The sequence below is a fragment of the Parabacteroides sp. MSK.9.14 genome, assembly GCF_019041495.1.
Taxonomy (GTDB): Bacteria; Bacteroidota; Bacteroidia; order Bacteroidales; family Tannerellaceae; genus Parabacteroides; species Parabacteroides merdae.
This window is the reverse complement of record NZ_JAHPXO010000023.1, coordinates 19,080-43,661: the sequence shown is the minus strand read 5'-3', so window position 1 is coordinate 43,661 and position 24,582 is coordinate 19,080. Positions and strand designations below refer to the sequence as shown.

General features: G+C 48.7%; 23 protein-coding genes. 8 read left to right on the top strand and 15 right to left on the bottom strand.

Annotated features, from left to right (window positions below; translation table 11 throughout):
• Positions 1–32 precede the first annotated feature (32 nt).
• From KTG12_RS13005 to KTG12_RS12990, 4 genes are read right to left on the bottom strand one after another with little or no spacing between them, the layout of a single operon-like run.
• The gene (locus KTG12_RS13005; protein WP_009132162.1) at positions 33–1,316 is read right to left on the bottom strand and encodes a PcfJ domain-containing protein; all 1,284 of its coding nucleotides are present in this window, start codon (positions 1,314–1,316) and stop codon (positions 33–35) included.
• A gap of 2 nt (positions 1,317–1,318) precedes the next feature.
• Complete coding sequence (locus tag KTG12_RS13000; RefSeq protein WP_009132163.1) at positions 1,319–1,729, bottom strand: PcfK-like family protein; 411 nt, start codon at positions 1,727–1,729, stop codon at positions 1,319–1,321.
• Positions 1,730–1,774: 45 nt separating this feature from the next.
• On the bottom strand, positions 1,775–2,767 hold the full coding sequence (locus tag KTG12_RS12995) for a hypothetical protein (protein ID WP_004295433.1): 993 nt from the start codon (positions 2,765–2,767) through the stop codon (positions 1,775–1,777).
• Between the two features lie 12 nt (positions 2,768–2,779).
• Positions 2,780–3,031, bottom strand: a complete 252-nt coding sequence (locus tag KTG12_RS12990; RefSeq protein ID WP_004303766.1) for a hypothetical protein — start codon at positions 3,029–3,031, stop codon at positions 2,780–2,782.
• Between the two features lie 543 nt (positions 3,032–3,574).
• Between KTG12_RS12990 and KTG12_RS12985 the strand changes: the two genes are divergently transcribed.
• Positions 3,575–3,868 (top strand): helix-turn-helix domain-containing protein, encoded by a 294-nt coding sequence (locus KTG12_RS12985; protein WP_004319131.1) that lies wholly within the window; start codon positions 3,575–3,577, stop codon positions 3,866–3,868.
• The gene (locus KTG12_RS12980) at positions 3,865–4,176 is read left to right on the top strand and encodes a helix-turn-helix domain-containing protein (RefSeq protein WP_004295430.1); all 312 of its coding nucleotides are present in this window, start codon (positions 3,865–3,867) and stop codon (positions 4,174–4,176) included. Before KTG12_RS12985 ends, KTG12_RS12980 begins: the two co-directional genes overlap by 4 nt.
• A gap of 36 nt (positions 4,177–4,212) precedes the next feature.
• On the opposite strand, the gene KTG12_RS12975 is transcribed toward KTG12_RS12980, so the two are convergent.
• The 3 genes from KTG12_RS12975 to KTG12_RS12965 are packed head-to-tail and all read right to left on the bottom strand — an operon-like array spanning position 4,213 to position 7,151.
• Positions 4,213–4,578: a non-receptor tyrosine-protein kinase TNK1 gene (locus KTG12_RS12975; protein ID WP_004295429.1), complete on the bottom strand. Its 366-nt coding sequence runs from the start codon at positions 4,576–4,578 to the stop codon at positions 4,213–4,215.
• Positions 4,579–4,606: 28 nt separating this feature from the next.
• Positions 4,607–5,896 (bottom strand): site-specific integrase, encoded by a 1,290-nt coding sequence (locus tag KTG12_RS12970; protein ID WP_004295428.1) that lies wholly within the window; start codon positions 5,894–5,896, stop codon positions 4,607–4,609.
• Between the two features lie 31 nt (positions 5,897–5,927).
• Positions 5,928–7,151, bottom strand: a complete 1,224-nt coding sequence (locus KTG12_RS12965; RefSeq protein ID WP_004303751.1) for a site-specific integrase — start codon at positions 7,149–7,151, stop codon at positions 5,928–5,930.
• Positions 7,152–7,597: 446 nt separating this feature from the next.
• On the opposite strand from KTG12_RS12965, the gene KTG12_RS12960 reads away from it, so the two are divergent.
• The 3 genes from KTG12_RS12960 (at position 7,598) to KTG12_RS12950 (ending at position 11,838) form a co-directional block, all read left to right on the top strand.
• Positions 7,598–9,262 carry an AMP-binding protein gene (locus KTG12_RS12960; protein WP_005637047.1) on the top strand — a complete coding sequence of 555 codons (1,665 nt, stop codon included), beginning with the start codon at positions 7,598–7,600 and terminating at the stop codon, positions 9,260–9,262.
• Between the two features lie 156 nt (positions 9,263–9,418).
• Entirely contained in the window at positions 9,419–9,649 is a 231-nt protein-coding gene (locus tag KTG12_RS12955) for a hypothetical protein (RefSeq protein WP_005637046.1), read from the top strand.
• Positions 9,650–9,738: 89 nt separating this feature from the next.
• Entirely contained in the window at positions 9,739–11,838 is a 2,100-nt protein-coding gene (locus tag KTG12_RS12950) for an outer membrane beta-barrel family protein (protein ID WP_119215290.1), read from the top strand.
• A gap of 31 nt (positions 11,839–11,869) precedes the next feature.
• Here the strand turns inward: KTG12_RS12950 and KTG12_RS12945 are convergent, their stop codons facing one another.
• The 6 genes from KTG12_RS12945 to KTG12_RS12920 all read right to left on the bottom strand — a co-directional run bounded on the left by KTG12_RS12945 (position 11,870) and on the right by KTG12_RS12920 (position 18,014).
• The gene (locus KTG12_RS12945) at positions 11,870–12,835 is read right to left on the bottom strand and encodes an acetylornithine carbamoyltransferase (protein WP_005648048.1); all 966 of its coding nucleotides are present in this window, start codon (positions 12,833–12,835) and stop codon (positions 11,870–11,872) included.
• Positions 12,836–12,954: 119 nt separating this feature from the next.
• Positions 12,955–14,199 (bottom strand): glutamate-5-semialdehyde dehydrogenase, encoded by a 1,245-nt coding sequence (locus tag KTG12_RS12940; RefSeq protein WP_155143701.1) that lies wholly within the window; start codon positions 14,197–14,199, stop codon positions 12,955–12,957.
• 19 nt (positions 14,200–14,218) lie between these two features.
• On the bottom strand, positions 14,219–15,343 hold the full coding sequence (gene proB / locus KTG12_RS12935; protein ID WP_005637042.1) for a glutamate 5-kinase: 1,125 nt from the start codon (positions 15,341–15,343) through the stop codon (positions 14,219–14,221).
• The gene (locus tag KTG12_RS12930; protein WP_005637041.1) at positions 15,321–16,991 is read right to left on the bottom strand and encodes an AMP-binding protein; all 1,671 of its coding nucleotides are present in this window, start codon (positions 16,989–16,991) and stop codon (positions 15,321–15,323) included. The genes proB and KTG12_RS12930 overlap by 23 nt, the downstream gene beginning before the upstream one ends.
• Positions 16,992–17,009: 18 nt before the next feature.
• Positions 17,010–17,564 (bottom strand): helix-turn-helix domain-containing protein, encoded by a 555-nt coding sequence (locus KTG12_RS12925; protein WP_155143703.1) that lies wholly within the window; start codon positions 17,562–17,564, stop codon positions 17,010–17,012.
• A 261-nt stretch (positions 17,565–17,825) separates the two neighbouring features.
• A complete protein-coding gene (locus tag KTG12_RS12920) occupies positions 17,826–18,014 on the bottom strand; it encodes a ferredoxin (RefSeq protein ID WP_005637036.1) in 189 nt (62 codons plus the stop codon).
• A gap of 196 nt (positions 18,015–18,210) precedes the next feature.
• On the opposite strand from KTG12_RS12920, the gene pruA reads away from it, so the two are divergent.
• Together pruA and KTG12_RS12910 are read left to right on the top strand one after the other, a co-directional pair.
• Positions 18,211–19,842, top strand: coding sequence for an L-glutamate gamma-semialdehyde dehydrogenase (pruA, locus tag KTG12_RS12915; protein ID WP_005637034.1), 1,632 nt, complete (start codon positions 18,211–18,213; stop codon positions 19,840–19,842).
• 144 nt (positions 19,843–19,986) lie between these two features.
• Positions 19,987–21,165 (top strand): proline dehydrogenase family protein, encoded by a 1,179-nt coding sequence (locus KTG12_RS12910; protein WP_005637033.1) that lies wholly within the window; start codon positions 19,987–19,989, stop codon positions 21,163–21,165.
• A 552-nt stretch (positions 21,166–21,717) separates the two neighbouring features.
• On the opposite strand, the gene proC is transcribed toward KTG12_RS12910, so the two are convergent.
• Positions 21,718–22,524, bottom strand: a complete 807-nt coding sequence (gene proC / locus KTG12_RS12905; RefSeq protein ID WP_155143705.1) for a pyrroline-5-carboxylate reductase — start codon at positions 22,522–22,524, stop codon at positions 21,718–21,720.
• A gap of 134 nt (positions 22,525–22,658) precedes the next feature.
• On the opposite strand from proC, the gene KTG12_RS12900 reads away from it, so the two are divergent.
• The gene (locus KTG12_RS12900; RefSeq protein WP_005648033.1) at positions 22,659–23,876 is read left to right on the top strand and encodes an aminopeptidase C; all 1,218 of its coding nucleotides are present in this window, start codon (positions 22,659–22,661) and stop codon (positions 23,874–23,876) included.
• Between the two features lie 111 nt (positions 23,877–23,987).
• Here the strand turns inward: KTG12_RS12900 and KTG12_RS12895 are convergent, their stop codons facing one another.
• Positions 23,988–24,557 carry a copper resistance protein NlpE gene (locus KTG12_RS12895; protein ID WP_005637025.1) on the bottom strand — a complete coding sequence of 190 codons (570 nt, stop codon included), beginning with the start codon at positions 24,555–24,557 and terminating at the stop codon, positions 23,988–23,990.
• Positions 24,558–24,582: the final 25 nt, after the last annotated feature.

The window sequence follows — 24,582 nt, the reverse complement described above, 5'->3', positions numbered from 1 at the left end:
GTTTTTGCGGGCGGCTTTCGCCGCCCCGATTTTTATGCTGTCATTCGTTTCCGTATAAGGGACATGTTCCCCTTCATCAGTTTCAGTATTTGCCCGTGGTATGGGGTATTCTTGTTACACACGCCACGGCTCTGCACGACCTCCATGCGTTTTAGGGACACCTCTATCGTTTCGATACGTTTGCCGTCGATTGTAGCCGAGAGTATGAGCGAGTCGGCTTTCAGATAGTATTCGTTGGTAAACACGCAGTGGTGCATGGCCTCGCCCTCCTGCCGTATGGCTTCAACGCTGTCCAATACCTTGATGCGGATTTCCCCGTCGGAAAACTCCACTCCGAAAAACCGTCCTTTGGCTTTGACAAACGAGGCTTCCTGTTCCAACGCCTTGCGCCGTTCCTCCTGCCGCCGTTCCATTTGCATGTGCCGCCGTTTTTTAGCCATGTAGAGGTCATGCGCTGCGGGCAGGTCTGCGGGACACACGAAATGGGCGTTATGCAGGTCTTTCCCGAAAAATCGCAGCAGGTCGATGTAGTCGCACCATTCCGTCGGTTTCCCGATAGCGTACCCGTTACGGATGGCGATACGGATGGCCGGCCAATAGTCTGCGATATTGCGGGAGGAACGGGCGAAAAATCGCACGAGTGCCGTTTGTCCCGCTTTAAGCAGCGTTTCGGCCTTGTTCTCCGAGAGCAGCAGGTGGATAAGGTCGAAAGGGGTTACATCGGGGAGTTGTTTGCCGTAACCGCTTCGGCGCAGTTCGGGGATAAGCCGTTGCCGGGGATAGATGCGTGTGGGCGTGATGTTGTATTTCCCGTCGTTCTCCGCCCGCAGTTCCAATGCGCTCGACCAACTCCACCCGTGAACGAAGAAGCCCATCGGGCGCAGCCGTGCGAAGGTTGCGGAGCGTCCGTCGGGGGCAATCCACCGCTGTACGGCTTCGATATGGGTGTAAACGGGCGTCTGTCCCACTTTCGCCCAACACTCGATATAGACGAAGCGCAGTACTTGAAAACCCTTGCAGCGGGTTACGATACACAAATACTCGTAATCGTTGAACTTGCGGCGCAGGGTGGTTTCCACTTTCAGCGTGGTGTGGCAGTGCGGACACTCGCACCCTAACAGATTGTCCGTGAGTTCTCCGTTTTCGCTCTGCCACGTGTGGCCGCACTCGGTGCAGGTGATAAGTCCTTTCGGCGTGCGGCGTCCGATATGCTCGATGCAGTTCTTGTACCCCCATTCGATTTGTGCGGGGGTAAGCGGCGGCAGGTGTTTGCTTGCCGCCACAACGCTCTGTTGGAATTTTGTTCTCGGTTTCATAACTAAAATAGACTGGGCATTAGTTTGTTATCTTCGATTTTCTTGGGTTTGGACTTGGCTTTCGCCAACTTGGCGTAGGCTTCGCTCTCGGCCTTCCGTATGGCGTTCCGCCGTGCCTCGGCTTTTTCCTCCTCGGTCAGTTCAACGGTGTGATTGACCACTACCTTGCAACTGACGGGTTTGCCGATGTCGATGTCCTCCTCGTCGTAATAGTGGAGTGCCATAGAGTATATTTCCTCGTCGGCAAACCCGTTGCAACCGCTCTGCCGTACTTGGTTGATGATGAAAGTGCAGCAATCGTCAATGTTCTTTTTCGGGTTGGCGTATCGGGGTGCGAAAAGTTCGTCCTCCCGTGCCCGTGCGTCGAGATAGTTCTGTATCGTCAGTTTGAAATAATCTGTTCCTTGTGCCATGATTTTTTGGTATTGTGGGGCGGCGAGCCGCCCCGTGTTCAACATTTATTCGTCCTTTCCGAGAAGCCGCCGCACCTCGTCCTCTTTGGTCTTTTGGAAAATCCATCCCGCTTTCTTCTGCCCGTCATGCGTCAGCCGTGCGTTGAAGCGTCCCCCGAGTGCGTGAAGGGCGTCCTTGACGGGCTTGGTGTCCCCGAATACGGCTATCGCCTTCTCGGAATAGTCCACGATGATAAACCCGCCTTGCACGCTCGTTTCAGTGCGTTCCGCCCGTTTTTCGTCTTTCGGCTCGGGCAGACATATATTCTCCTCGTTTCCTGCGATATATGCCAGCCTGTCGATGTACCCTTCACGGGTGTAGTGGGTCAGTTTGCAGACACTCCACCCGTATTTCGGACTTTTGCCGAGCGTGAAAACGGGATAGCGGTGTTCGTTCTTGGGGTCGTATTCGGAGAGGTGCGCCGTTTGCGGGAAATTGGCCGCCGCCTTTCTCAACTCCCCGAAGCCGTTGCGGGAGGTGGCCGAAAAGCCGAGAATGACGGTACGCACGCTTCGGGTGGTCGAACACTCGTAAGAGGGGTCAGTGTATTCCGTTTCGTTGAGTTCGGCGATGATTACGCCCTGCACCCCTTCGGGCATGATGCGGCGTAACCTCTGCGCTCCTATTTCCGCTATGCGGTCATGCTCGGCTTTCTCTTTGGCGGCGGCGATGGCCTGCGCCGTGGCTTGCTCTTCCGCCTGCCTCACGAGCAAAGCCACCTCGAAAGCGTCCATGAACTCGGGGTTCACGTCGTCGTAGTACCTGCCGATACCGAATGTTTGCGAGAGGGGTCGCAAAATGTCCGTTTGGCTGATTTCCTTTGTTTCGGTATCGACCATGTGGTACACGTAGCCACGGGCGGTGTGTTCCACCTTGTAAACGACGTAACGCTTTCTGCTCGCACCCGCACCGATACCGATGATTACCTGGTTTTCCTTGACTACCTGCACCTGCGTGTCCGTGGTAGTCGCTCCGAATAATGAAATGTACTTTGTCATACCTGTAAAAATTTAGAAGATGTGAGTGAATAGGAAATAGAAAAAGCCGGTTAGAGCCACGAGAGAAACAAGGCAGGAGAAAATGCCCCGCAGGATGTCATAACAGAACGTGAAGCCCAAAACGACCCAAATAAAGTCGATACCCCACACGTGGAAGCCCAAAGCCACCGCCCCGACCTTTACCGCCAACCCGACCTTTGCCTTTATGCCAAGTGGAAGGTTGGAGGATTTCTGTTTCCATTTATTTTTCTCTTCGTTTCTCATAACCTTTGACTTTTTTTTTATGCCGTAGCGGAGCCGGTATGGATGGAATCTGTTTCGGTAGCATCAAAAGGTGTCGGGGATAGCTGCTGCAAGATTTTGTCGGAAAATACGCTCGCCCGCAGGGAAAGAGGAAGATTTTGCGGCAAACCGCCCCGCGGCCCGATCTTGCAGCAGCGTGAGTCCCGTAACTACCTTTGCTACTGACAACAGATTTCCATACCGCGCTCCGCGGCATGAAAAAAAAGAGAGGAAAAGGTTATGGGAGAGAAACGGGGAGAAAACGATATGCCGTGAACGCTCGCGAAAGTCGGTTCACGGCTCACCCTGCATGGAATGATAAATCGCCCGCGAACATTTCCTTTCACGGGCGATTGGCGTATCGGAGCGTGCCGATCCCGTATCGGCGGAGGATCGTTTCCGCCGGACGTGGCGCCACTCGCTGCCACTTTTAAGACGGATACGTCCATATGCCACTGGCTGATAACAAGATACTGTCCATTTGTGTACTTTTGGGCATCCGGGAAACAAAAAATGAAACAGAACATGGAAATAATAAGTATGGACGTGAAGGCTTTCGACGCGCTGGCAGGGCACGTGGAAGCCATTGAAAGAAAAGCCGAGGCGTTATGCCGCAGGCAGGAGGACGTGAGTTTGAAAAAATGGCTGGACAACCAGGATGTCTGTGACGTGCTGGGTATATCGAAACGTACCCTGCAAACCTACCGGGAGAAAGGGTTGCTGCCTTTCAGCCGCATCCGTCACAAAATCTTCTACAAACCGGAAGATGTCGGGAAACTGCTGCAATCGTCGCACTATCCTAATACCGCCGCGTTATGAGCCATTATTTCATCGACAAGCACGATCCGCGTGTGGCGGATCTCTTCCGGCGTTTGGAAAAGGCCGGCAAGGCACTGGATAAACTGGAATCCTCCGGAGGCCGGACACTCAAGGGAGAGCGGTTCGTCACCGACGAGGAATTGTCCCGGCTGCTGAAAATCAGCAGGCGTACATTGCAGGAATACCGCACGGCGCGGATCATTCCCTATTATTTGATTCAGGGCAAGGTACTATACATGGAATCCGAGATACAGAAATTCCTGGAAGATTCCCGGAAGAAATGTATCGGGGGACAGGAATGGGTATAAAAGAAGAACGGCCAAAACGTTGGCCGTTCTTCTTTTTCAGTTCAATATCGTGTTCATGCCGGGGAGCTGCCAGACGACGGCGGTCGTCGTGGCCCTTCGGACAAGCCACCGTCGGAAGGCTTCGGCATTCCCGGATTTTAAGCGGAAAGCCAGCGCGGCGATCATTTCGAGCGAATACAGCTCGACAATACCGCCGTCACGGTTGCGCTCCCGGCGGTAAACCCTCTCCTCACGGAGTATGCCGCTTTTGAGTATGGAGCGGATGTTGCTCCCCACGGCAGGAACGAAGACTCCGAACAGGTCGGCAATCTGGTGGCGCGTGAGCCATACACGGTTCTCCGGCGCGTGGATTTCCACCCGCCCGTTTTCAATGCTGATAGGTTCTCTTGTCGTCATAGTCATACAAATTTATCAATTTTTGTTATACTGTTCAACCGTTTACCGTTATAATATCTGCCGTTTCCGGTTCGTCCTCCTCGTAGAGATTTATTTTCCGGCCTTTGGTCTGTTCTTTCAGCCGTTTCATGTCCTCGTCCACCTTGCGGTCGGTCACTTTGGCGTAAATCTGCGTGGTGGAAATGCTCTTGTGTCCCATCATGCGGCTGACAGTTTCGATAGGCACACCCAACGAGAGCGTGATATGTGTCCCGAAATTGTGCCTCGCCTTGTGAAAGGTCATGTCGAAGCCGTATGTCCGTCCCAGTTCTCTGGTGAGCTTGATGAGATACCCCCGGCAATAGAGGTTGAAAATCCTGTCGCTTTTACGCTCGTGGCGGTATTTCTCGATGATCTGCAACGGCACGTTCAGCAGGCGGATGGCCGAGGGCGTTTCGGTCTTCTGGCGCCGGATGTGTATCCAGTACGTTCCGTCGTCCGACTGCGTGATGTCTTTTTCGGACAAGCGTTTCAGGTCGGCGTAGGACAACCCCGTGAAGGTAGCGAAGAGAAACCAGTCCCGCACCCGCTGGAGGTTGGGTTTATCGACGGGAGTTTCCATCAGCTTTTTGAGGTCTTCGAGTTTCAAATGGCGGCTCTTGCGCCGGGGCAGTTCCGGGTGCAGCTTCCCGTAAGGGTCGCGCCGGAGTGTACCCTGACTGACAGCCCGCTTGGTCATTTTCTTCAACCGGTAAAGATGCTCGTGTACTGTCTTGGGTTTCATTTCACGATCTGTACGCAGGAATATTTCAAAATCATCGTAGAACTCCCGGTCAAGGCTCCGCAACGCTACATCCTCCTTTTCCTTCCTTTTTTTCACGAAGGAGGCTAAAATATTATAGGAGTTCTCGTAACTTTCATAAGTTTCTTCCTTGCGATCCACGCCGACACGCTTGCGGAACTCCTCGTTATGCTCGCGGAACAAGGCAAGGAGGGTGAACGGTTTCTGCCCGATTCCTTCCACGGCGTTTTTGACCAGCTCGGCCGTCACGAAACCGAGGCTTTTACGAATATGACGGTAATGTCCGGTGATTTTTTCGGTCAGTTTCTCTATTGCCAGGTTTACCGTTCGGGCGTTCTCGCTTCGTCCGTTCGCCCTTTTGGTTTCCGGATTCCAGAGCGATGGATCGACAAACGCGTTGATATTGATCGGGGCCGACTTGGCGTCGATGCTTACCTTGCATAACAATTTACATGTTCCGTCCTTGCGGACTTTCGTGCGGTTGATGTAGAACAGCAGGGAGAACGTGCTGCGACGTTTTATCTCTTTATTATTCGTTTCCATAATCGTTGTGAATTTGATTGTCAATGATAGATTAAATAGCTACGGAGAAGCGGCCGGCAATCTTTTCCTCTAAAGACCGGGTATCCATGTCGATCTTGTCATCGGTCACTTTGGCGTAAATCTGCGTCGTGGAAATGCGGCTATGCCCCAGCATTTTACTGACGGTTTCAAGCGGGACACCATGCGAAAGCGTGATCTCGGTGGCGTAGGTATGGCGTCCGCAGTGAAAGACGAGCTTCCGTTCAATCCCGCAAATGGCGGCAATACGTTTCAGCGTCCGGTTGAGTTCGTTGTTGCTGTACATCGGCAGCAGTTTCCCTTCCGGGGCCATATCCCGGTACTTGTCGAGGATGAGTAACGGGATGTCGAGCAACGGCACTTCATAGTCGATTTTCGTCTTCTTGCGGGCGGTCTTGATCCATACCTCACCGTCCTCGGCCACTTCCAGATCCTCCGTCGTCAGGCGGCACATGTCCCCGTAAGGGATACCCGTGTAGCAGGAGAAGAGGAACAGGTCGCGGATATGGTAGAGCTTCGGGTCATGCAGGGGTGTGGTCATCAGCCGTTGTAACTCTGCGGCGGTAAGGTATTTCTGTTCCCGCTCGGGATGTTCGGCTTCATAACCCGCGAACGGGTCGGCAGTGATAATCCCTTCCGCGATGGCTTCCCCGACAATCGTGTTCAACCGTGTGACAAGCAACACGATAGTTCCCAGGGCAAAGCGGCGCTCCGTGCGTAGGTAGAGGTCATAGTTGTCGATGAATGAACGGTTCAGGGCCGTGAAAGGAACATCCGACAACTTGTATTTCTCCTGGATGAAAGCAGCCACACAGTTACAAGCATAGCGGTAAGATTGCGCTGTTCCCTTTTCCCGGTTCACGCCGACACGTTTTTCGAAATGTTCGATGAACGTCCGGAAATAACCCAACAGGGTTTCCTGCCCGAAAGCCGTCCCCAACAACAGATTCCTTATTTCTTCAGCCGTTACATTCTCACGGGTGGCTGACAGTTCGTCATAAATGGAAATGGCTGAAGCTCGCAAATCGTCCAGTTGCCGGTTGATTTCCCGCGCGGCGTTACTTTTACCCGTGGCACGTCCGGATGCCCACAGTGCAGCGGGTACGGACATTTTCGCACTAAAAGCCGCTTCTGAAAATTTGCCGACAACAAGTTTCGCCATGACCGGGCAATGTCCCTCGTCATTCATTTCGCTCTTTTTGAGGTAGAACGTAACCGTTACATCCGTCTGTTTCATAACTCTATTTTTTATGTTGCAAAATTACTTGATATAGAGTTATTTACAGTTATGAAAATTATAGCGGAACAAAGAATAAAACCCCGGATGCCGGTAACATAACCTGTATTTCCATGAAAAACGGAAAAAAACGGTTATCTTTACGGGCAAAATATAGGGTTCTTTGCATGGTGAACGGTAAAACCGCAGGTGGTTAAGCGTTATTTTGCCGGATTATCCGGGGCTAAAAAAGGCAACGGATAAGTAGCAAATCTTTCTCTTAACCTTTCATTATCCTGCATTTTAGCGATTTGGAAAGGTATAGAAGAATTTGGCTTAACTCTCCTCAATACCAAACACTTACTTTATTTATCCAAATTTTGCCGTTTTTTTGCGAGTTCTGGCTATCTGTTGTGTATTTGTCGGATAGTCTGTATTTTTGCGCAAATTATAATACAGTGTGCAGTATGATACAAGAGAATTTTATCAAGATATACGAGAAAAGTTTCAAGAAGAACTGGGAACTGCCCGCCTTGACGGATTACAGCAAAGGGACGACCTTTTCTTTCGCCGATGTGGCCAAAGAGATTGCCCGTATCCATATCCTATTTGAAGAATGTCAGATACGGCGGGGAGATAAGATTGCTCTGATCGGAAAAGACAGTGCCCGCTGGTGTATTGTTTATATGGCCGCTGTGACGTACGGAGCGATTATAGTACCTATCTTGCAGGACTTCAGTCCGAACGATGTGCATCATATTATCAATCACTCCGAGTCGGTTTTCCTTTTTGTCAGTGACCGTATCTGGGATACACTGGAAGAGGAAATGATCGAGGACGTGCGTGGTGTCTTTTCGCTGTCCGATTTCCGTTGCCTGCATCAGCGCGATGGTGAAAGCATTCAGAAGCTTTTGAAAGGCATGGATGAGAAGATGGCGGAAAAGTATCCGGACGGTTTCGGCAAGGATGATATCGAATATGCGGAACTGGACAATGACAAAGTGGTCCTGTTGAACTATACTTCCGGCACGACCGGTTTCAGTAAAGGGGTTATGCTTACCGGAAACAACCTGGCGGGGAATGTGATGTACGGCATCGAGCTTGGCGTATTGTACAGGGGGGAACGCGAACTCTGTTTTCTGCCGTTGGCACATGCTTATAGTTGTGCGTTCAATTTCCTGGTTCCGATGGCTGTCGGGGCGCATGTCTACCTGTTGGGGAAGGTTCCTTCTCCCAAAATCCTGTTGAAAGCCTTCGAGGAGGTGAAACCGAACCTGATCCTGACGGTCCCGTTGATCCTGGAGAAGATTTACAAGAAAATGATCCTGCCGCAGCTTAGCAAGACGACTATGAAGGTGGCGTTGAATATTCCATTGCTGGATTCCCGTATCTATGCACAGATACGGAAGAAACTGGTTGATGCCTTCGGCGGACGTTTTCGTGAAGTGATCGTGGGAGGAGCGGCCATGAATGAGGAGGTGACGAATTTTCTTTATAAGATCAAATTCCCGTTCACGATCGGTTATGGTATGACGGAATGTGGACCGCTGATCAGCTATGACCATAATGACGAGTATGTCCCCGGTTCATGCGGCCAGATATTGAAGGGCATCATGAAGGTGCGTATCGACTCGGAAGATCCTTATAATAAGGTAGGAGAAATTCAGGTGAGCGGCGAAAATGTGATGAAAGGTTATTATAAGAACGAGGAAGCGACTTCCAAGGTTTTTACGGAGGACGGCTGGTTGCGTACGGGTGACTTGGGGACGATCGACGCCGATAACCGTATTTATATCCGTGGTCGTAGCAAGACGATGATCTTGGGGGCGAGCGGACAGAACATTTATCCGGAAGAGATCGAATCGAAGCTGAACAACTTGCCGTTCGTAATGGAAAGCATCATAATAGAGAAGAACGGTAAGCTGGTAGGGCTTGTTTATCCGGATTACGATACGGTGGACAGCACGGGAATTTCGCATGAAGATCTTCCGATCATCATGGAGCAGAACCGGATCGAACTTAACAAACTTTTAGCACCTTACGAAGCTGTTTCCGCCCTGCAATTGTATCCGACAGAATTCGAAAAGACGCCTAAGAAAAGTATTAAGCGTTACTTGTATAGCAACTATTGATTAGTTTATATGGTCTGTAAATCAAATTGTTGAGGCTTGTGTATAAAATATTTTGAAAAAAAGCGCAATATGTTGTACAACATATTTGATTAATACATACATTTGCATCGTTTTAAGACAAGAAGATATTATAGACCGTTTAAATTAAAAAACAAAATGAAAAAGTTAGTTGCATTTGCTGCTGTTATCGCAGCTGTATCATTCGCCTCTTGTGGCAACAAATCAGCAGAAAACACTGAAGTTGCAGAAACTGAAACAGAAGCTACAGTAGAAGAAGTTGTCGCTCCTGCTGAACAAGCTACAACAGAAGAAACTGCGGTTGCTGAAGGTGATTCAACTGCTGTTGAAGCTCCGGCTGCTGAAACTGAAGCTGCTCCTGCTGAATAATCATTCGGCAATTAGTGATGAGGACAGTCTGTATGCATGTAACATACAGACTTTTTTTGTTTTTAAACTTATGTAATTTATATATATATATGAAACGAACACTATTACTCCTTCCGGCTATTGCTTGCCTGAGCCTGTCTGTTTTCGCACAGGTTCCTGTAGATAAAACTGTCTCGTTGCAGAGTGTTGAAATCCAGGGAAAACGCTTTGGAGGCTTGACCGGTGGGGAAGTGAAACGCCTGCAGGTGGACAGCAACCTGAGTGGCCTGACGGGGACGACAGCCGACGTATTCCGCCTGCTGCCTTCCGTTGTGACGGATATCGAGGGAGGAATCACGTTCCGTGGTTCCAATAATCCCGGCTTGCTGATAAACGGAGTGCCCTACGGCTTGCTGGAAGAGTATAGCGGAGATATGCTGATCCAGCTTCCGGCACTGTTCTTCGACCGGGTGTCGATGACGTCGACTCCTTCCATCGGGCTTGTGCCGGATGGAGATGCAGGGATTCTGAACCTGTCGTCTGCTGTTTATACGGCCACTGATTCGCCTCTGGTCCTGACGTTGGGAGCCGGATTCCAGGAACGTTATAATGCCGGTGCGATCCTGAATTTGCATCCGGGCAAGTTTCATATTGTCGGAAAATATAATTATCGCCGGGAGTTCCGTAAGCGTACGTTCAGCAAGTCGACGACGAACAAAGGGGGGACAACCGTCATGAACAATAATGCGTCCGCCCGCCCCGATGTGCATCTCGCCGATCTGAGTGTCGGATATGACCTGACGGCAAACGACCTGATCACGGTTTACGGCCTGTATAACCTGATGGATTACAGCCGCTACGGGAAGATCCATAACAATAAGCTGGTGGACGGGAATCTGCAACCGGTGATGTTCCGCCACCGTTATAACGACCAATGGCAGGAAGCCTATGCCGCAGAGGCGCGTTGGAACCATACCTTCGACAATCCGAAGGATTGTCTGGATGTCGTGTTCAATTACGATAATTTCGGGTATGACGAAGATAACGAATACAAGAACGAGAAGCCGGAAACAGGCAAGATCATTGCCGAGGATAATTACTATGTCAATCAGGACAAGAATAATTATTACCTGTCTGTCCTCTACGGAAAACTCTTTGCCGATGACTGGCATTTGCGGGTAGGATACATCGGGCGTTTCAAGGATGAGAGCTATCACGCTTACGGGAACAAACTGGCTGCCGGAGAGTGGCAGTCCGACCCGCAGAAAGAAAATGAATATAACTTTAATCGCCGTACGAATTTGTTGCTGGCTGCTTTGGAAAAGAAATGGGGCGGTTTCTGTGCCGAAGCGGGCGTACAAGGTGAACTGAACTGGCAAAAGATAGATACGCGTTATCAGACCGACGATGTGCTTGAAAAGATACCGATGGTTAAGAGCACTTCTCGTTTCCATCTCTTCCCCCGTTTGAAGTTGGGCTACCGGACGGATAAGGCCGGGGAGTTGGCTCTCAGCTACGTGCAACGCGTAATCCGGCCTTACGGCAGCTACCTGAATGTGTTCACCGACCGTAGCGACGCTACGCATGTCTGGAAGGGGAATCCTGATTTAAAAGACGAGATGATCCATTCGGTCGAGTTGTCTTATTCGTATGCTACTTCTGCTTTCCGGTTCTCACCGAGCCTGTATTACCGGAATAAGAAGAACCGCATCATGGACAAAGTCCTGGATGAAGGGGAAAACGGAACGATCTGGACAAAAGAGAATATCGGCCATAGCCAGACATTCGGTTTTGAACTGTCCGCAACCTGGCAACCGATCCGTATGCTGTCTCTCGGTTTGTCAGGCGATATCTACCGGGATGAGATCGACGGGCGCACGATCGGTTATGACCGGAAGAAGTCGATGGTCTGCGGCGATATCAAAGGCTCTGTCAACATCAGCATCACGCCGACAACGGAGTTGCAGCTCGATGGTTTTTACATCTCCGACCAGTTGACCCCGCAGGGAAAGATCAAGCACCGTTCCAGTGTCAATGCCGGTATCTCCCAATATTTCATGCACCGCAAGCTGCGTGCCAACCTGAGCATCAACAACATCTTCAACGGCCTCGAAGAAACAACGATCGTCGATACGAAAGACTTGCAAATGACCCAGGTCCGCAACCGTGACGCACAGGTGACGTGGGTGACGCTGACGTATAATCTGTGATATTTGCCAGGGGATTCTTTAGCCGGGGGGATTAATCCCCCGGCAAGAGTGAAGTCAATATCTTCTTCAGCACCGTTTGTGCTGAAATCTCGCGGTTGGCGGCTTCGGGGATCACGATGCTTTGGGGGCTTTCGATCACGTCGTCTGTCACGATCATATTGCGACGGACAGGCAGGCAGTGCATGAAGTAGGCATTGTTGGTCAACGCCATCTTTTCCGTGTCGACGGTCCAACTGCGGTCCGTGTTGAGAACCTTGCCGTAGTTGGGATCGGCATAGGCTGCCCAGTTCTTGGCGTAGATGAAGTCCGCGCCTTCGAACGCTTTCTTCTGGTCATATTCTACGCGAGCGTTGCCGACGAAGCGCGGGTCCAGTTCGTAGCCTTCCGGGTGGGTGATGACAAACTCGTAGTCCGTCGCATTCATCCATTCGGCGAAACTGTTAGGCACGGCTTGCGGCAGGGCTTTCGGATGTGGTGCCCAAGTCATGACGACTTTCGGACGGGCAGTCTTCTTATACTCCTCGATCGTGATCAGGTCGGCAAAACTCTGCAACGGATGGCGGGTAGCCGCTTCCATGCTGAATACCGGACGGCCGGAGTATTGGATGAACTGGTTCAATATCTTTTCGTTGTAATCATCTTCCTTGCTTTCGAAACGGGCGAATGAACGTATGCCGATCACGTCGCAATAGCAACCCATCACCGGAATAGCCTCCAGGAGGTGTTCGGGCTTGTCGCCATCCATGATCACGCCGCGTTCGGTTTCCAGTTTCCAGGCTCCCTGGTTCACGTCGAGCACCATCGTGTTCATACCTAAATTCATGGCAGCCTTCTGGGTGGAGAGGCGGGTACGGAGGCTGGAGTTGAAGAATATCATCAATAACGTCTTGTTCTTGCCCAGCCCGGTAAACTGGTAACGGTCTTTCTTAATCTCGAAAGCCTCGGCGAGTGCCTGCTTGAGGTTGCCCAAATCCTGTACACAAGTGAAGTTTCTCATATCATGTCTCATTTAAAATTGTTCTGCCTACAAAGATAAACAATGATTTCTGATTTATGGCAATACCGTTATATCTGTATTGTCAGTGTCATACGATAATACTAACACCGAGGCAGGGACTATTTTCGTATTTGTCCGTCTCCTTCGATGATATACTTGTAGGTCGTCAGTTCAGGCAACGCCATCGGGCCGCGGGCATGTAGCTTCTGTGTGCTGATACCGATTTCCGCTCCGAAACCGAACTGTGCCCCGTCGGTGAAAGCCGTAGATACATTGGCGTAGACGCAGGCGGCATCGACCATTTGCTGGAAACGGCGGATGGCTTCTGTCGATTCACTGACGATGCTTTCGCTGTGTTTCGAGCTGTAGCGGGAGATATGTTGCAGGGCTTCATCCAAGGAGGAGACTGTACGGATCGCCATTTTGTAGTCTAAGAACTCGGTGCCGAAGCTGTCTGCCGTAGCCGGCTGAAGCAAAGCGGTAGGGTAGTGCCCTGAAAGAGCGGCAAAGGCGGGTTCGTCGGCATAGATAACGACGTTGCTGCCGGACAGTTTTCCACACAAATAAGGGAGGTCACCTAATCGGTCGCGATGGACGATCAGACAATCCAAAGCGTTGCAGACGCTGACGCGGCGTGTCTTGGCATTGTTGACGATCTCGCGCCCTTTTTCTTTGTCTCCATCTTTGTCAAAATAGGTATGGCAGATACCGGCTCCCGTCTCAATGACCGGTACGCGGGCATGGTCGCGGACGTAATTGATCAGTGAACTGCTGCCCCGCGGAATGATAAGGTCCACCAGGCCGACGGCGTTCAACAGCTCGGTCGTCGCCTCGCGGTCGGGCGGCAGGAGTGTACAGACAGCCGGATCGACGCCTTGTCTTGTCAGTACGTCGTGGATAATCGCCACTAAGGCACGGTTGGAACTGTCGGCATCCGAACCTCCTTTCAACACGCAGGCATTCCCGCTCTTGAAACAAAGGGAGAAAACGTCGAAGGTGACATTTGGACGTGCTTCGTAGATGACACCGATCACGCCGAAGGGAACGGTCATTTTGCGGATCACCATGCCGTTCGGGCGTGTTGTTTCGCTTAACAGCTTCCCAAGAGGCGACGGTAGCGAGGCGACGTTCTTCATATCTCCTGCAATACCTGCAAGACGTTCTTCCGTCAGTTTCAAGCGGTCGTATTTCGGATTTGCCGGGTCCATACGCGACAAATCTTCGACATTGGCAGCCAAGACTTCGGCTTGGCGTGTCAGCAAAGCCGAAGCCGTGTCTATGAGGATGCGGTTGATGGTGGCATCGTCCAGCGTGACAAGCTGGTGCGAAGCGGCGAGGGTATGTTGCAATAATTCGTTAATCATGGTCGTATGCTTGTTGTTGTTAATCCAGATACAAATAATCGTAATGTACCAACGGTTTTTTATCCCGGCTGCCGATCAGTTCTCGTGCTTCCGTACTGTCGTAACCTGCGCATCCGACTCCTAACTGGACGCCTTCCTCGTTGATAACCTTGACGATATCGTCTTTCTCGAAGTCGCCGATGATCCGGGTGACGCCGACCAGCAGGATACTGGTCGCCTTCGGACCTAACAGTGCCTCTTCGGCCCCCCGGTTGATGTGTATCTCGCCTTTGGCGAAGCCTTCGGAGTGGGCGATCCATTTTTTTACGCTACTGACAGGTTTGTTTGACGGGATGAAACGCGTGCAAACGGTCCGGCTGTCTTTGGCGAGCAGGTCTACCAGGATGTTGTCCTTCTTGCCGTTGGCAATGATCACCGTGATGCCTTCGTCGGCCACCTTCTGTGCAATGCTGCATTTGGTAAGCATGCCGCCACGACCGAATGACGACTTGCTGGTTTGTACATATTCCGACAGGTCTTCCTTGCTGCCGTCGATCTCGCGGATAACCGTGGAGGACGGATCGGATGGGTTGCCGTTATATATTCCGTCGATATTGCTAAGGATAATCAAAGCATCCATTCCCATCATGGTGGCGATCAGTCCGGAAAGCTCGTCATTGTCCGTGAACATCAATTCTGTAACCGATATCGTGTCGTTTTCGTTCACGATGGGAATCACTTTATTTTCGAGCATTACCTCCATACAATGTTTCTGGTTGAGGTAATGCGTGCGGCTGCCAAAGTTCTCTTTCGTGGTGAGCACCTGGCCACAGGTCATGCCATGTTCGCGGAACAGTTCGTAATACCGGTTGATCAGTTTGGCTTGCCCGACTGCGGAATACAGCTGGCGGGCAGAGACGGGATCCAGCTTTTTGCTGGCCTTTATCTCACTGCGTCCAGAAGCGACCGCACCGGAGGAAATAAGGACGACTTCCACGCCTTTCCGATGTAGTTTGGCCACCTGATCCACCAAGGCGGACATCCGGGTAATATCCAACGTGCCATCCTTGCGGGTGAGCACGTTGCTGCCTATCTTGACCGCAATACGGTTGAATTGCCAATCGATGATTGGCAATTGACCATTATTTTGTGTGTTTCTTTTCATTGTCGGTTGCTCGGATTTCGACTCGGCGTATTTTGCCGCTGATCGTCTTCGGCAGTTCGTCTACGAACTCGACGACGCGCGGGTATTTGTACGGAGCTGTCACTTTTTTGACATGGTCTTGTAATTCTTTGACCAAAGCGTCTCCGGCTTTATCCTTGTAGTCCTTTGCCAGAACGATGGTGGCTTTTACCACTTGTCCGCGGATTTCGTCTGGAACACCAGTGATGGCACATTCTACAACCGCCGGATGCGTCATCAGGGCGCTTTCTACTTCAAACGGGCCGATACGGTAGCCGGAACTCTTGATAACATCGTCGGCACGGCCCACGAACCAGAGGTAACCGTCTTCATCACGCCAGGCGACATCGCCCGTGTAATACAGGCCGTCGTGCCATGCTTCGCGTGTGCGTTCGGCATCCCGGTAATATTCCTTGAAAAGACCGATCGGTTTGCCATTTGTAGTGTGGATCACGATCTGTCCCTGTTCTCCGTCTTCGGCACGGGTTCCGTCCGGGCGCAACAAGTCTACATCGTATTGCGGATTAGGGACACCCATCGATCCGGGTTTCGGTTCCATCCACGGGAAAGTGGCGACGGTCAAGGTTGTTTCCGTCTGTCCGAAACCTTCCATCAGCTTGATGCCGGTCAGTTTGTAGAACGTGTCGAATACGGCAGGGTTTAAGGCTTCGCCGGCAATGGTACAATATTGGAGGGACGACAGGTCGTATTTTGTCAGGTCTTCGCGTATCAGGAAACGGAAAATGGTAGGAGGTGCGCACAAAGATGTGATGCGGTAGTCCTGTATCATCTGTAACATATCGGCCGGTGTGAATTTCTCGTGGTCGTACACGAATACGGTTGCTCCGGCAATCCACTGTCCATACAGTTTTCCCCATACGGCTTTCCCCCAACCGGTGTCGGCAATCGTCAGGTGGAGGCTGTCTTTATGCAAGTTGTGCCAGAAACTTCCGGTCACGATATGCCCCAGCGGGTAGGTGAAATCGTGTGCTACCATCTTCGGGTTGCCGGTTGTACCGGAAGTAAAATACATCAGTGAAATGTCGTCGTTACTGTTCGGATGTTCCGGACGTACGAACGGAGCCGCGTTTTCGAGGCCTTTGTGGAAGTCCTCGAAGCCTTCGGGGATTTCAGGACCTACCGAAACAACACTCTTTATAGAGGGTGAATCGGGCAGCGAGTCGATGATATGTTGGGTGATCACTTCCTCGCCCGCGCAGACGATCATCTTGATATCGGCGGCATTCGCACGATAGACGATATCTTTCTTTGTCAGCAGGTGGGTAGCCGGGATCACCACTGCTCCCAATTTATGCAACGCGATAATCGAGAACCAGAATTCATAACGGCGTTTCAATATCAACATGACCATATCACCGTGGCCGATTCCCAGCGACTGGAAATAAGCGGCAGTCTGGTCGGTATATTTTTTCAGGTCGGCAAAGGTGAAGTCTATGTGTTCCCCTTGGTCGTTTGTCCAGCACAGCGCAATCTTATCGGGTTCTTCTTCCGCCCATGCATCTACTACGTCATATCCGAAGTTGAAGTTCTCCGGGACTTTTATCTTGAAATTCTTTATAAAATCTTCCTGCGACTCAAAGGTCGTCTTGTTTATGAATCTTTCTAACATGATGATTAAATTGTCAATTTATAGGATTATTGCCAGGAAACTGACCTTTTCTCCATCGAGTGCCTTCATCCCATGTGGCAGTTCGGAGTTGAAATAGATACTGTCGCCTTCTTCCAGTATCAGCTCTTTGTTGTTGATCTGTAATAACATGCGGCCTTTCAGTACCATATTATACTCTTGTCCGGAATGCGAGTTCAGATAAATCGGTGTCCCGTCTGGAGCCGGATGGACGGTAACCATGAACGGATCTGCTTTCCGACCGACAAACCCGGCGGCAAGCGACTGGTATTTGTATGCTTTAGTCCGTTCCACGGCAATACCTTTTCCTTTGCGAGTGATAAAGTAGCTGCTCATTTTAGGTTCATCACCGAACATAAGCGTGGTCAACTCAACCCCGTAAGCCTGTGAAATCTGATGTAATACACTTACTGAAATATCTACAGTACCGCTTTCCAGCTTCATATACTGTTCGGGAGTCAGGTTACAAACCTTGGCCATTTCTTCAGGCGTGATTTCCAATGCATCCCGAAGTCCGGCCAAACGCTCCGCAATTTGTTTTATCTGTTCGTTCATCTCCGTTGATTATTATATTTATGATGCTCCAAAGATAGGAATAAAAAGCAAAATGTCTAAGGAAAGAGGAATGTAATGTTATTTAGTTATTTTGAAAGGAAGTGCGGAAGATGTTTTTTGTATTGGCTGCTTCCCGCTGAAGAAGTTATAGTTTCCTGCGGAGAGAACTACAGTTTCCAGCCGAGGAAACAAACGTTTCTTCCGGTAGAAAACTGTAGGTTGTTGAATAATAATTTATTAGATGCTGTATAAGAAAGCTTCTTAATCGTATTTGATGACGCTGACCGGGCAGCTTTCGGCGGCTTCTTTTATACCTTCTTCATAATCGTTGAAGTTTACGCCTTCATTTACACGTGAGCGGTCTGTAACCTGAAATACTTCGGGACAAATGCCTTCGCATGTGCCGCAAGCGATACAATCTTCTTCTATCCAAACACTCTTTATAGCCATATTTTTTACATTTAAGATGATTAATATGTTAAGATAACAGCTCTACGGCTTGAATTGTTGATGCTGGACGAGAATATCTTGGCTCCTTTGATTTAAATTTAATTTAACGCTCCTGTCTCTTATTTTAGAAAATTATTGATTATGTTTACAGCGCTGAAATAATCAGTCTTTGAACACTTAATAAATAAGAGATACTATGGACAACGCAATTTTTAGTTTCCCCAAGCCTATTAACGAGCCGGTAAAAGCATACGCTCCTGGTTCAAGTGAAAAATCATCCTTGAAAAAGGCTCTTGCGCAGCTCTCTTCTGAAGAATGGGATATACCATTGGTTATCGGAGGTAAAGAAATCCGTACAGGCAATACCGGTAAAGTCGTGATGCCGCATGATCACCACCATGTATTGGCCACTTATCATAAGGCCGGAGAGAAAGAAGTGCAGATGGCTATCGATGCAGCAATGAAGGCGCATAAGGAATGGTCTGAACTTCCTTGGGTAGAACGTGCTTCCGTCATGCTGCGTGTAGCAGAATTGCTTTCCACTAAATATCGTTATATATTGAACGCATCCGTCATGTTGGGACAAAGCAAGAATCCGTTCCAGGCAGAAATCGACGCTCCTTGCGAATTGATCGACTTCCTTCGTTTCAGTACTTTTTATGCCAGTCAGGTATATGCCGACCAGCCTTATTCGGAAACAGGTATCCTGAACCGGATGGAATATCGTGCTTTGGAAGGTTTCGTGTTTTCGCTCACGCCGTTCAACTTTACTTCCATTGCCTCTAACTTGAACATGGCGCCTGCCATGATGGGAAATGTGGCAGTCTGGAAACCGTCGACAACAGCTATCCATTCTAACTATTTCCTGATGAAAGTGTTCCGGGAAGCCGGTTTGCCCGACGGCGTTGTCAATTTTATTCCGGGACAGGGAAGCGTGATCGGCAAAGTCATAACGGCCAGCCGTGATTTAGGCGGTTTCCATTTCACAGGTTCTACTTCAACCTTTAACACCCTTTGGCGTCAGATCGGTGAGAATTTAGGACATTATAAATCTTATCCGAAGATTGTCGGTGAAACAGGCGGCAAGAACTTCATCTTTGTCCATCCTTCTGCTCCGGCTTTGGAGGTGGCGACAGCTATTGTGCGCGGTGCGTTTGAGTATCAAGGACAGAAATGTTCGGCTGGTTCACGTGCCTATATCCCTGCTTCACTCTGGAAAGAAGTAAAGGACTATGTCGGCGATATGCTGAAAGAAATCAAAATGGGAGATGTCCAGGATTTCACGAATTTTGTCAATGCGGTTATCGATGAAGCTTCGTTCGACAATATCATGAGCTATATCGATTATGCAAAACAGTCTCCTGATGCGGAAATCGTTTTCGGTGGAAATGGAGATAAGTCCGTAGGTTACTTTGTTGAACCGACTGTCATCCGGACTACGGACCCGATGTTCAAGAGTATGGTGGAGGAGATCTTCGGTCCGGTTATCACGATCTATGTGTATGATGATAATAAATATGAAGAAACACTCGAACTCTGCGACCGTACATCTCCGTATGGTTTAACCGGTTCTATTTTTGCACGCGATCGTTATGCGATCGATATGGCATTCAATAAATTGCGTTATGCCGCGGGTAACTTCTATATCAACGACAAACCGACAGGTGCCGTCATTGCACAACAGCCGTTTGGCGGTTCGCGTGCTTCGGGTACGAATGATAAGGCCGGAGGGCCGTTGAACTTGATTCGCTGGACAAATGCCCGTTGTATCAAAGAGGCTTTGGTTCCGCCGACAAGCTATGGTTATCCGTTTCTTGGAGAAAAGTAATTAATTTTATCAATGAGCCGATAAATCAGGATGTGCCAATATGCCAATGAAAGAGTTTCTCTTATGAATTGGTGATTGGCACATTTTGTGAGACGGTATTCCTATTCATTTTAATGCGTTAACTGTCAACTAATATCAAATACCATGTTAGATTTTAATAATACCGAAATTGCTTTCTCTGCCAAATCGCAGTCTGAGCTGAAAAATGCTTATCTGCTGTTCAATACGATCAAATATCCGTGGCTGGTAAAGTGTGCCAGTGTAGTAAGTAATATTGCTTTGAATATTCATTTTCCGTTAGGATGGGCAGTCAAGCCGACTTTATACAAGCAATTTGTCGGAGGTGAAACTTTGCAGGACTGTACAAAGGCGATCGACCATCTGCGGAAATTTAATGTACGCTCCACCTTGGATTTTTCAGCCGAAGGAGAGCAAACGCCCGAAGGAATACAAGCTACTTTTGAGGAAACCATACGTTCGATTGATTTTGCAAAGGGAAATGATAATCTGGCCTATGCCGTATTCAAACCGTCCACCATCATAACGGACGAACTTCTCGCTAAGGTATCCGAAAAGCAAGAGGAACTGACCATCGAAGAAGTAAAAGCTTACCGGGAGTTCAAGGAACGCTTTATGGCTTTTTGCCAGCGTGCCTACGACAATGACGTACGCTTGATTGTGGATGCTGAAGACTATTGTTTTCAGGATGCCATCGACTCTTTGACCGATGAGGCCATGCGCAGGTATAATAAGAAACGTGCGATCGTATTTGCTACTTTGCAAATGTACCGCCATGACCGTATGCCGTATTTACGCCGTATTTTGGACGATGCGAAAGAAAAAGGATATATTGCCGGTGTGAAATTCGTACGTGGTGCCTATATGGAAGCCGAGCGTGCCAGGGCAGCTGCTTTGGGATATCCCGATCCGATCTGTAAGGATAAGCAGGCAACGGACGAGAACTTCGACGAGGCTGTCCGCTTCACAATGGATCATCTCGACTGTTTCGAAATGTTTATGGGGACGCATAATGAAGAGAGCAACTATAAATTGGCCAAGCTGATAGATGAAAAAGGCTTAAAGCGCGATGATCCCCGTATCTTCTTCGCGCAACTGTTAGGTATGAGTGACAATATTTCTTTCAACCTGGCTCATGAAGGTTATAACGTAACCAAATATGTACCGTATGCAAAAGTGCGGGATGTTTTGCCATACCTGATCCGCCGTGCCGAGGAAAACACTTCGGTTGCCGGGCAAACCAGCCGTGAACTTCGTATGCTGAAAGCAGAATTGGATCGCCGGAAAGCGGTCCGTGCTTTCTGATCGGATTTGAACTTTATCCGTTACTATTCTTTCAAGAGAAAAGTAACGGATAAATCGGCATTTGTGGTTCAAATTTGTCAACACTATAATGGATTTTAAAAAAACAACTATCATACCATCATGTTTCTTGTGTACAACTTGAATATCATGATATATAGATATGATAGTTTCCTTTTTAACTATCATGCAACTATCATAAATCAGTTGTTTAACCATCATTTTAGCCGTTTTACCCGAAACAGATACACTCCAAAAGTGTTAAAAACGGAATGTTTTCAGGAAAGCATAAGCCTTTTTTGCCGAAACACGTTACTTTTTTGTAAGAAAGACGTTAGATTTTTTCCTCAAAATGCCCGTATCAGGGCCGTTTACACCTCCATCTGAGCGGTCTTGAGATCCGGGTCTGTAGATGTCTGACACCCGGGTCTCGACAAAAAAATGTAACTATATTGCTGAAAATATGCTATATGTTACATGTGAAAAAGTTATTGTATTCATGATGGTATGGCAGTTGTTGTCGCAATCAATAACACGTTTGCAGAATAAAAATCATCATTTGCTTGCCTTCAATCCCCGAATGACGGAAGAGGTGAAGCCGGAGAGTTCCATTTCGTTCAATCCCTTGATGGTGATACCTCCCGGAGTTGTTACCTTATCGATTTCCGTTTCAGGATTGCTTTTGTTTTCCAATAAGAGGCCGACAGCTCCTTTCACCGTATGGACAACGATTTCCTGTGCCTGCTTCGGGTAAAAACCTAATTCGACACCGCCTTCGATGGCTGCGCGGATATAGCGCAAGGCGAATGCGATCCCGCTGGAAGCCAAAGCGGTTCCGGCAGACATCAGGCGTTCTTCGACCAACATCGCGTTACCCAATTCGTTGAAGATATTAATGATTAAGTCCGTTTGCTCTTTGGAAGCATTACGGGCTGCTACGAAAGTCATACTGCTAAGCACTTCGATTGCCGTATTCGGCATGATACGGAAAATAGTCGGGGTTGTCAGGCAATCGTCGAACCCCGTGTTTTTGGTCAGATAGGTGTTCAGCAGATCGAATGTGATACCTGCGGCAACGGAAACGATTATCTGTTTGTCATAGTCGAGTATGCCTTTGATCTGGTCGATAATTTCTTCTACGCGCCAAGGTTTTACGGCAATGACGATGATGTCGGCGCCTTTGACCGCTTCTACATTGTCCAGCGAGAGGACGAAATCAGGATTCGTATTCCTCATTTTCTCCAGAGTCGTATCTGATTGTGCCGTGCAAGTGATATCCGATGCTTTAAACATATGACCTTTTGCTAATCCTCGTGCTATGGCACCGCCGATATTTCCGGCGCCGATAATTGTGATCTTCATGTTTTCTTTATATTATAGTTATTATGTCTGACAAAGATACAGTTTAAATTGTCAATTGTCCATTGCCCATTGTCAATTTAATCGTATCTTTGCCCTTCAAAATTAATCTAATAACATAATATAAATAGATTTACATGAAAAAGACAATTATTGCGGTTGGTATGCTGTTCGCCATGACGATGTCTGCAACAATCCATGCACAAGAATCAGGGAAGAAGGAAAATGAAGAAGGGTTTGTTTTTACGACAGTGAAGGAGAATCCGATCACTTCGATTAAGAACCAGAATCGCGCCGGAACTTGTTGGTGTTATTCGACAATGGCATTCCTGGAATCTGAATTGCTTCGTATGGGAAAGGGTGAATACGATTTATCCGAAATGTTTACGGTTTACAATACTTATCTGGATCGTGCGGATGCAGCTGTGCGTACTCACGGGGACGTTTCCTTTTCACAAGGCGGTTCTTTCTATGACGTGATTTATGGGATGGAGGCTTTTGGCCTGGTTCCGGAAGAAGAAATGCGTCCGGGTGTGATGTATGGCGATACGTTGAGCAACCATACCGAACTTTCCGCCCTTGCAGATGCAATGGTCGCAGCTGTAGCCAAAGGCAAACTGCGTAAATTGCAATCAGATGAGAATAACGCCATGTTGTGGAAAAAAGCGGTTGCTGCCGTTCACGAAATTTATTTGGGCAAGGCTCCAGAGAAATTTACTTATAAAGGTAAAGAATATACTCCGCAGTCTTTCTATAAGTCAACCGGTTTGAATCCTTCCGACTATGTGTCTTTGACATCTTATACACATCGTCCGTTCTATACCCAATTCCCGATCGAAGTCCAGGATAACTGGCGTCATGGATTGTCTTACAACTTGCCTATCGACGAATTGATGGAAGTGTTCGACAATGCTATCAATACCGGCTATACGATTGCCTGGGGTTCTGACGTGAGCGAATCCGGCTTTACCCGTGATGGTGTAGCCGTTATGCCTGACAATGACAAGGTTCAGGAGTTGAGTGGCTCCGATATGGCTCATTGGCTGAAATTGAAACCGGAAGAAAAGAAACTGAATACAAAACCTCAACCACAGAAATGGTGCACGCAGGAAGAACGCCAGTTGGCTTATGACAACTACGAAACGACTGATGACCACGGTATGCAGATCTATGGTATCGCTAAAGACCAGGAAGGCAACGAATACTACATGGTGAAGAACTCTTGGGGTACTTCCAATAAGTATGAAGGCATCTGGTATGCATCCAAGGCATTTGTCCGTTACAAGACTATGAACATCGTTGTTCACAAAGATGCACTTCCTAAAGCGATCAAAGCGAAATTAGGAATCAAATGATTTATCCCTATTGCTATTCCAATTTACAAATCATAAACAGAAAAGAGGCCTCCAGGAATCGGAGTGCCTCTTTTCTGTTTATATAAAAGATGTGCTGTGAAGATGTATCGATTATTGTACGAGCTTTAGCGTGTAATTAAGGTCGGAGGCGGCTTTTTGTAATTCTTGGTTCAGCATGGTCAGGCTATCCCCTTCTGCCTGGAAATAAAATACCATGCTGCCATCACTTGGGATCAGTTCATATATGACTGCGCTTGCATCAGCAGGAGTTCCTTTTTTCACTTGGCGTTTACCGGTAGAAGTGAATGTCTGGTCTTTGCCGTTTTCGGCTTCCAGATAAGTGGCGTCCAATTCATAAACGCCGTCATCACTATCTTGCTGATAGAACAATGTCAGGTCGTAAACGATACCAGGTCCATCGGCGGCAGGAATAGTCCCTTTATATTTTTTTTGTACGACTGCCCCCTTTTTCGGATCCAGTTTCAAGGAGTCGCGCATATTGACCGGCTTTGCCGGTTTAGCTTTTACAACTGGTAGCTCCGGCAGAGAAGGAGCATCGGGAGCCGCTTCGGCGACGGCAATACTTTCTTCTTCAACTAACACGGGAGTGTCTTTTGCTGCCTTCCCGTTACATGCAGCCAAAAATGCCAGTGCTGCTACTGCGATAAAATACTTTTTCATTTTGTACTTTTTATTTAGAGATTTA

What these genes read in the sequence shown, in the direction of transcription:
- KTG12_RS12930 (WP_005637041.1), bottom strand. Translation starts at nt 16,991, where the DNA reads ATGTTAGAAAGATTCATAAACAAGACGACCTTTGAGTCGCAGGAAGAT.
- KTG12_RS12980 (WP_004295430.1), top strand. Translation starts at nt 3,865, where the DNA reads ATGAGCCATTATTTCATCGACAAGCACGATCCGCGTGTGGCGGATCTC.
- KTG12_RS12895 (WP_005637025.1), bottom strand. Translation starts at nt 24,557, where the DNA reads ATGAAAAAGTATTTTATCGCAGTAGCAGCACTGGCATTTTTGGCTGCA.
- KTG12_RS12940 (WP_155143701.1), bottom strand. Translation starts at nt 14,199, where the DNA reads ATGATTAACGAATTATTGCAACATACCCTCGCCGCTTCGCACCAGCTT.
- KTG12_RS12970 (WP_004295428.1), bottom strand. Translation starts at nt 5,896, where the DNA reads ATGGAAACGAATAATAAAGAGATAAAACGTCGCAGCACGTTCTCCCTG.
- KTG12_RS12945 (WP_005648048.1), bottom strand. Translation starts at nt 12,835, where the DNA reads ATGAGAAACTTCACTTGTGTACAGGATTTGGGCAACCTCAAGCAGGCA.
- KTG12_RS12910 (WP_005637033.1), top strand. Translation starts at nt 19,987, where the DNA reads ATGTTAGATTTTAATAATACCGAAATTGCTTTCTCTGCCAAATCGCAG.
- KTG12_RS12975 (WP_004295429.1), bottom strand. Translation starts at nt 4,578, where the DNA reads ATGACTATGACGACAAGAGAACCTATCAGCATTGAAAACGGGCGGGTG.
- KTG12_RS12995 (WP_004295433.1), bottom strand. Translation starts at nt 2,767, where the DNA reads ATGACAAAGTACATTTCATTATTCGGAGCGACTACCACGGACACGCAG.
- KTG12_RS12900 (WP_005648033.1), top strand. Translation starts at nt 22,659, where the DNA reads ATGAAAAAGACAATTATTGCGGTTGGTATGCTGTTCGCCATGACGATG.
- pruA (WP_005637034.1), top strand. Translation starts at nt 18,211, where the DNA reads ATGGACAACGCAATTTTTAGTTTCCCCAAGCCTATTAACGAGCCGGTA.
- KTG12_RS13005 (WP_009132162.1), bottom strand. Translation starts at nt 1,316, where the DNA reads ATGAAACCGAGAACAAAATTCCAACAGAGCGTTGTGGCGGCAAGCAAA.
- proC (WP_155143705.1), bottom strand. Translation starts at nt 22,524, where the DNA reads ATGAAGATCACAATTATCGGCGCCGGAAATATCGGCGGTGCCATAGCA.
- KTG12_RS12925 (WP_155143703.1), bottom strand. Translation starts at nt 17,564, where the DNA reads ATGAACGAACAGATAAAACAAATTGCGGAGCGTTTGGCCGGACTTCGG.
- KTG12_RS12950 (WP_119215290.1), top strand. Translation starts at nt 9,739, where the DNA reads ATGAAACGAACACTATTACTCCTTCCGGCTATTGCTTGCCTGAGCCTG.
- KTG12_RS12985 (WP_004319131.1), top strand. Translation starts at nt 3,575, where the DNA reads ATGGAAATAATAAGTATGGACGTGAAGGCTTTCGACGCGCTGGCAGGG.
- KTG12_RS12965 (WP_004303751.1), bottom strand. Translation starts at nt 7,151, where the DNA reads ATGAAACAGACGGATGTAACGGTTACGTTCTACCTCAAAAAGAGCGAA.
- KTG12_RS13000 (WP_009132163.1), bottom strand. Translation starts at nt 1,729, where the DNA reads ATGGCACAAGGAACAGATTATTTCAAACTGACGATACAGAACTATCTC.
- KTG12_RS12990 (WP_004303766.1), bottom strand. Translation starts at nt 3,031, where the DNA reads ATGAGAAACGAAGAGAAAAATAAATGGAAACAGAAATCCTCCAACCTT.
- KTG12_RS12920 (WP_005637036.1), bottom strand. Translation starts at nt 18,014, where the DNA reads ATGGCTATAAAGAGTGTTTGGATAGAAGAAGATTGTATCGCTTGCGGC.
- KTG12_RS12955 (WP_005637046.1), top strand. Translation starts at nt 9,419, where the DNA reads ATGAAAAAGTTAGTTGCATTTGCTGCTGTTATCGCAGCTGTATCATTC.
- KTG12_RS12960 (WP_005637047.1), top strand. Translation starts at nt 7,598, where the DNA reads ATGATACAAGAGAATTTTATCAAGATATACGAGAAAAGTTTCAAGAAG.
- proB (WP_005637042.1), bottom strand. Translation starts at nt 15,343, where the DNA reads ATGAAAAGAAACACACAAAATAATGGTCAATTGCCAATCATCGATTGG.